General features: G+C 60.4%; 7 protein-coding genes and 1 pseudogene. 4 read left to right on the top strand and 4 right to left on the bottom strand.

Features of this window, described 5'->3' with window-relative positions; genetic code table 11:
• The coding region (locus AC1DLB_RS18305) for an Ldh family oxidoreductase (RefSeq protein WP_477785398.1) at positions 1–997 on the top strand (997 nt) is incomplete at its 5' end.
• A 23-nt stretch (positions 998–1,020) separates the two neighbouring features.
• Here the strand turns inward: AC1DLB_RS18305 and AC1DLB_RS18300 are convergent.
• On the bottom strand, positions 1,021–1,338 hold the full coding sequence (locus AC1DLB_RS18300) for an ElaB/YgaM/YqjD family protein (protein ID WP_018926101.1): 318 nt from the start codon (positions 1,336–1,338) through the stop codon (positions 1,021–1,023).
• Between the two features lie 166 nt (positions 1,339–1,504).
• Here AC1DLB_RS18300 and AC1DLB_RS18295 point away from each other — a divergent pair, with 166 nt between their 5' ends.
• A complete protein-coding gene (locus AC1DLB_RS18295) occupies positions 1,505–1,756 on the top strand; it encodes a hypothetical protein (RefSeq protein ID WP_007983592.1) in 252 nt (83 codons plus the stop codon).
• On the opposite strand, the gene AC1DLB_RS18290 is transcribed toward AC1DLB_RS18295, so the two are convergent.
• Positions 1,749–2,669: a LysR family transcriptional regulator gene (locus AC1DLB_RS18290; RefSeq protein ID WP_477743021.1), complete on the bottom strand. Its 921-nt coding sequence runs from the start codon at positions 2,667–2,669 to the stop codon at positions 1,749–1,751. The two genes, AC1DLB_RS18295 and AC1DLB_RS18290, sit on opposite strands and share 8 nt — an antisense overlap.
• 85 nt (positions 2,670–2,754) lie before the next feature.
• On the opposite strand from AC1DLB_RS18290, the gene AC1DLB_RS18285 reads away from it, so the two are divergent.
• Both AC1DLB_RS18285 and AC1DLB_RS18280 read left to right on the top strand, forming a co-directional pair.
• Positions 2,755–3,678, top strand: a complete 924-nt coding sequence (locus AC1DLB_RS18285) for a carbon-nitrogen hydrolase family protein (RefSeq protein WP_018926099.1) — start codon at positions 2,755–2,757, stop codon at positions 3,676–3,678.
• A 68-nt stretch (positions 3,679–3,746) separates the two neighbouring features.
• On the top strand, positions 3,747–5,309 hold the full coding sequence (locus AC1DLB_RS18280) for an alkaline phosphatase D family protein (protein WP_477743022.1): 1,563 nt from the start codon (positions 3,747–3,749) through the stop codon (positions 5,307–5,309).
• Between the two features lie 235 nt (positions 5,310–5,544).
• Here AC1DLB_RS18280 and AC1DLB_RS18275 read toward each other — a convergent pair whose 3' ends face one another.
• Both AC1DLB_RS18275 and AC1DLB_RS18270 read right to left on the bottom strand, forming a co-directional pair.
• Positions 5,545–6,018, bottom strand: a complete 474-nt coding sequence (locus AC1DLB_RS18275) for an LEA/WHy family protein (protein WP_064621286.1) — start codon at positions 6,016–6,018, stop codon at positions 5,545–5,547.
• A gap of 55 nt (positions 6,019–6,073) precedes the next feature.
• A pseudogene (locus AC1DLB_RS18270) lies at positions 6,074–6,312 on the bottom strand (xanthine permease XanP); the annotation flags it as partial.

Genomic DNA, 6,312 nt, shown 5'->3' with positions numbered 1-6,312 from the left:
CCTCGACTTCGACGCGCTCGTTCAATTGCTCGAACAGATTTTCCTGCGCCATGGCACCTCGGCCGATGTCGCCAGAACCCTGGCCCTCAACTGCGCCAGCGCCGAACGTGACGGGGCTCACAGTCACGGCGTTTTCCGTATTCCCGGTTATGTGTCGACGTTGCAGAGTGGCTGGGTCAATGGCCAGGCCGTGCCGGTGGTCGAGGACGTGGCCTCGGGTTTTGTCCGGGTTGACGCCGGCAATGGATTTGCCCAACCGGCCCTCGCGGCGGCGCGGCCCTTGCTGGTGGAAAAAGCCCGCAGTGCCGGCATTGCGGTGTTGGCGATCCGCAATTCCCATCACTTCGCCGCCTTGTGGCCGGACGTCGAGCCGTTTGCCGATGAAGGGTTGGTGGCGCTGAGCGTGGTCAACAGCATGACCTGCGTGGTACCGCACGGGGCCGATCGTCCGCTGTTCGGGACCAACCCGATTGCCTTCGCCGCGCCCAGGGCCGGCGGTGCGCCGATTGTCTTCGACTTGGCGACCAGCGCCATCGCCCATGGCGATGTGCAGATCGCCGCGCGTAAAGGCGAACGCTTGCCAGCGGGCATGGGTGTGGACAGCCTCGGCCAGCCGACTCAGGACCCGAAAGCCATTCTCGAAGGTGGCGCGCTGCTGCCGTTTGGCGGGCACAAGGGCTCGGCGCTGTCGATGATGGTGGAGTTGTTGGCGGCGGCGTTGACTGGTGGCAACTTTTCTTTCGAGTTCGACTGGTCGAACCATCCGGGGGCCAAAACCCCCTGGACCGGGCAACTGCTGATCGTGATCGATCCGAGCAAATCGGCGGGGCAGAATTTTGCCGAACGCAGCCAGGAACTGGTCCGGCAGATGCATGGTGTGGGGCTCAAGCGTTTACCGGGGGATCGGCGTCACCTGCAACGCGCCAAAGCCAATGTTGAAGGCATTGCGCTCGATCCACAGACGCTGGCGAATCTGCGGGAACTGGCCGGGTCCTGAGCCCGTTCCCACAGATCAATGGTTCAACGCCGACCCAACAACAGACCAACCACCAGGCCGAAACCCGCAGAGATGGCCACGGTTTGCCATGGATGGCCGCCAATGTAGGTTTCGGTGGCGTCGACCGCGGGTTGGGTCCGGTCACGAACACTGGATAACGAGCTTCGGGCCTGCTGGAGTTTCTGGGCGATTTGCCCGCGAAGGGTGTCCGCTTCTTCTCCGACCAGTGAGGCACTGCTTTTCAGCAGTTTTTCCGACTCTTCGATCAGGGCCTGAAGTTCGCTGAAGACCTGATCCTTGATTTGATCATCGGCGACTTGATCGACGGTTTTGCGAGCCATTTGGTGTACTCCTTACAGTGAATGGACAGTGAGCAATGGAGTCTGCCGCCGTGGCAAAAGTTGCAGCCATTTTGCGCGGTGACTCACCCCTGACGAAAAATCCAGCGCAGGACATTTCTTCCTACAGTGTAAGATGTCGCCTATTTTACGCAGCAGGTAATTCCCCATGAGCTTCAATCTGGCCGACAAACCCCTCGCCGAGCGCGCGGCGCTTGAAGATGAAAAATCCCGTCTGTTCGAACTCTGGCAAAACAACCTGGGCAAAGCCAAGGGCGAAGCCGCTCGGTTGTTCGGTGAGCGCGCCAAGCGCAAAGGCAAATGGGCCGAGTGGGTACGCGCCGAACTCGACGGCATGTCGCCGCCGGAATTCGCGAACATGGTGCGCAGTGAAGTCAATCGCTTGATGGCCGCTAAATAAACGCCCCGGAAAAAATCGCGGCAATCGCTTCACGCACTTTCAACACCACCGGATCGAGCTGCGTACTGGTGCGCCAGCCCAGTTCGATCGGGTAACGCGGCAGCGCCAGAGGGCAGGGCAGCAACGCCAGTCCACTGAGGGCGGCGATACTTTGCGCCGCATGGGCCGGAATGGTCGCCACCGCCTGACTGCCCTTGAGCAGATACGGCAACGCGGCAAAGTGGGTGGTCGACGCGCATACCCGTCGACTCAATCCCAACGCGGCGAGGCCTTCATCGGTAATCCCGATAAAACCGCCCGAGGACACCAGAATGTGCTCGCGGGCGACGAACTCATCAAGGCTGAGACTCTGTTGTCCTTCGGCCAGGCTGAGGGGATCCACCAGGCACAGATAACCCCCTTCACCCAGTACTTGGCGGCTGAGCAAACGCTCGGCAAACCCGCCTGCGGTGATCGCCAGATCGATGCTGCGTTCCATCAAGGCCCGGGCGACGATCTGGCTATGGGTCTGGCGAAAGATCAGCCGCAGTTTCGGCGCTCGGTGAGCGATTTCCTCGATCAATCGTCGCCCGTAGGCGATTTCGAAATCATCCGACAAACCCACGGTTACCGAGCGCCCGTCGTAATGATGGGCCGCAGGATCGACCATCGCCAGGCTTTGCCGGCATTTGTTCAGTGCATCACTGACCACCGGTTTCAACTGGTCGGCCTTGAGCGTCGGCGCAAGACCTCGGCCGGTGCGCACGAACAATTGATCGCCATACACCTCTCGCAACCGACGCAACGCCGCGCTGACCGCCGATTGCGTCACGCCAAGACGCAGCGCGGCGCGGCTGGCGCTGGACTCCTCATGCAGCGCTTCGAAGACTTTGAGCAAGTTGAGATCGACGGTGGCGATATTCATTTGGTTCATATCATTCAGCAGTGAGTCGGGCTTTATTCATGATCCTGTGGCGCCAGAGAATGAGCAACACTTCATTCCTGACGGAGCCACCATAATGCCCAAGTCAATCGTTGCTGCCCTGCAAATCGGCGCCTTGCCCGGCGGCAAGGCCGACACCCTCGATCAAATCCTCTCTTGGGAAACCGCCATTATCGAATCCGGCGCGGCGTTGGTGGTCATGCCCGAGGCGTTGCTCGGTGGCTACCCCAAAGGCGAGAGCTTCGGCACGCAACTCGGCTATCGACTGCCGGAAGGTCGTGAAGCGTTTGCCCGGTATTTCGCCAATGCCATCGACGTGCCTGGTACGGAGACCGACGCCTTGGCCGGGTTGTCGGCCCGCACCGGGGCCAACCTGGTGATCGGCGTGATCGAGCGCGCCGGCAGCACCTTGTACTGCACCGCGCTGTATTTCGACCCGCAGGCAGGGCTGGTTGCCAAGCACCGCAAATTGATGCCCACCGGCACCGAGCGACTGATCTGGGGTAAGGGCGATGGCTCGACCTTGCCGGTGATCGACAGCCAGGTCGGGCGGATTGGCGCGGTGGTGTGCTGGGAAAACATGATGCCGTTGCTGCGCACCGCGATGTATGCCAAGGGCGTGGAGGTCTGGTGCGCGCCGACTGTGGACGAGCGCGAGATGTGGCAGGTCAGCATGCGTCACATCGCCCATGAAGGACGCTGCTTTGTGGTCAGTGCCTGTCAGGTTCAGGACTCGCCACAAGCCTTGGGCGTGGACATCGCCAACTGGCCGGCGGAGCGCCCGTTGATTGCCGGCGGCAGCGTGATTGTCGGGCCGATGGGCGACATTCTCGCCGGGCCGCTGCGTGGCGAGGCGGGATTGCTGGCCGCCGAAATCGACACCGATGATCTGATCCGCGCCCGGTACGACTACGACGTGGTCGGGCACTATGCGCGCCCGGACGTGTTTGAGTTGACGGTGGATGAGCGAGCCAAACCGGGCGTGCGGTTCAACACATAATCCGTCGGGGGGTGTGATTGTCGTCTAGTCTCCAGGCGTTCATACCCCCGTCAACGGATGGACTCGCCATGAGTTTGTTACTAGGCCCGATTCTGCAGTTTCGTGGCATCAATAATAATGTCTACAACGTGTCTGCCCTGGTGGTTTCACCCTTGGGCGAGCCACCTCCCACGGTAAAAGTGCCCAAGGGTGTGACTGCCGACACACCCTTGGCCATCGCCGATATCCCGCTGCTCAACCCTAATTCCCGCGTCTGGCGCATCGATTTCAAGGCGGCGCAGGATCAGGCCGTTGCCACCAGTTACACGGTTTCCGTAGACGGTGCGCAGGCCAACTTCGTCGTTCCGGCCAAGGGCCAGTCGCCGCGCATTGCGTATGTGTCGTGCAACGGTTTCTCCGACCCCAAGGAGATGGAGAAGGTAGACCGGAACAACGAGCGTTGGGAGCACATGTGGGGTGCTCACCAGGGCGAGCCCTATCATCTGCTGTTGATGGGCGGCGATCAGGTTTACAGCGACGACATGCGCAGCAGTGTGCCGTCGATGAAAGCATGGTTCGCCAAACCCTTCGCCGACCGGCAAAAGGCTGCTTACACCAAGGTGATCGAAGCCGATCTGGACAAGTTTTTCACCAGGCTCTACCTGGAATGCTGGAAACAGCCCGAGATGGCCAAGGTGTTCGGCGCCATTCCGACGGTGATGATGTGGGATGACCATGACATCATCGATGGCTGGGGTTCCTACGATGAGATATTGCATTCAAGCCCGGTGTTCCAGGGGCTGTTTGCCACAGCCAAACGCTATTTCAGGATTTTCCAGCAGCAACTGATCCAGACGCATCCTCACCTCAAGCCGTCCGCTGATACCCATCCCTGCGCGATTCCCGGCACTGCTGATGGCTTTCACCTGGGGTTCACCGGCCTGGGCGAGTTGGCCTTGCTGGTTCCCGATCTACGCAGCGAACGCGCGCCGGACTTGACCACCCCGCAGGCCCAACAAACCCGGGTTATTTCCCCGGTCAGTTGGGATGCGATTTATGCCTGGCTGGACAAGGTCCCCGCGCACAAGCACCTGTTGCTGATGTCGAGTATTCCGGTGGGTTACCTTGATTTACAGGCGGCCGAAAAGGCGCTGGACGTGATGGTGGGGCAACAGGAGCTCGAGGACGATTTACGCGACCACTGGCGAAGCCTGCCGCACCGCAGTGAACGCAAGCGGTTGATCATGCGGCTGCTGGATTTCGCCAAAGCCCAATCATGCAAGGTCACGCTGGTGTCTGGCGACGTTCATGTGGCCGGGGCCTGTGTGATCGAATCGAAGTTGCCCCGGCATGGCAGCGATGGCGCGGGGAAAATCTACCAATTGATTTCCACCGGCGTCGTGCATCCTGCGCCGCCAGTGTTGGCGGTGCACTTTCTGGAGTCCATCGGTGCGAACCAGGAACAGATCGACTACGGCATCACCGGAACCATGTTGCCTGTTGGCGCGAGGGGGCGTTACCTGATCGCCGCTCGAAACTGGTTGGCGATCGAGCCGGATGAAGGCGGCAACGGCAAGACCCGACTGTGGGCCAACTGGCACGTAGAAGGTCTGAAGCATAGTGTGACGCAGGTGATCGACCCCGTTACATAGCGTTCTGCGGTTCACTTAAGCGATTTCAGCCGCGACGCATTCCTTGTAGCAGCTGCCGAGCTCGCGAGGCTGCGTTCGGCTGCGAAGCAGTCGGTAAATAAGACAATGCGGTGCATCAGATACACCACGGCAGCCGGACTCACGACTGCTTCGCAGCCGAACGCAGCCTCGCAGGCTCGACAGCTGCTACAGATCGCATTACGGCGTAAGTGAACAGAATTACGTTACTAGCGCGTTACCAGGTGCCAGAGATCGAGCCCGGCAGGCTGAGCTTGCCGCTATCGACAAAACGCATGGTGCCGAACGCCCCTCCGGCCAGTTTGCCGTGCAGTACGTAAGGCAGATTGTCCAGTGTCTGCGTCTGACTCAGTCCGAGGGTCTGACGCAGCACCGAGAAGGCCGAAACGCTCACCGGCACCACGATCACTGCTTCGGAGAATCGTGGGATCGAGCCCGACTGATCGCTGACGCCGGAAGCTAGCGGCTGGCCATTAACCTCCAGGTCCAGCGCCACGCCGTTATAGGCGATCGCGGTTTCATTGGGGTTTTGCACGCGCAGTTTTACCGCGAAGCGTACTTCCAGCTCCTGGCTTTGCAGCGGCTCGATACCGACCACGTTGATGTGCAGCGGGTCGCGACTGGGGAACAGGGCGCAGGCGCTCAGGGAGAGCAATAGAAGGGATAGGGACAGGGCTAGCAATCTGCGCATGAACATATTCTCGTAAAGAAAAAGGCCGAACCGCTCAAAGCTCGGCCTTCGAGCATTACGGACGGTTCAACTGTGCGACAGCCACAGGTGACGCGGGTTCACCCTTGGCCGCAACATCCGGGTTCTGCATCACCTGAAGCACCGAGGCTTCCGGGTCGAACTCGTCTTCTTCCAGCTCGATGAACTCTTCGGGCAGGAAGATATTCAGCACGATAGCGCACAACGCACCGACAGTGATCGGCGATTCGAAGATGTTGTGCAGCGCCTTCGGCAGCTCGCGCAAGACTACAAGCC

The sequence above is a fragment of the Pseudomonas sp. 05N434 genome, from assembly GCF_056396965.1.
Note: the sequence above shows the minus strand (reverse complement) of the source record. Positions and strands in the feature narration are given on the sequence as shown.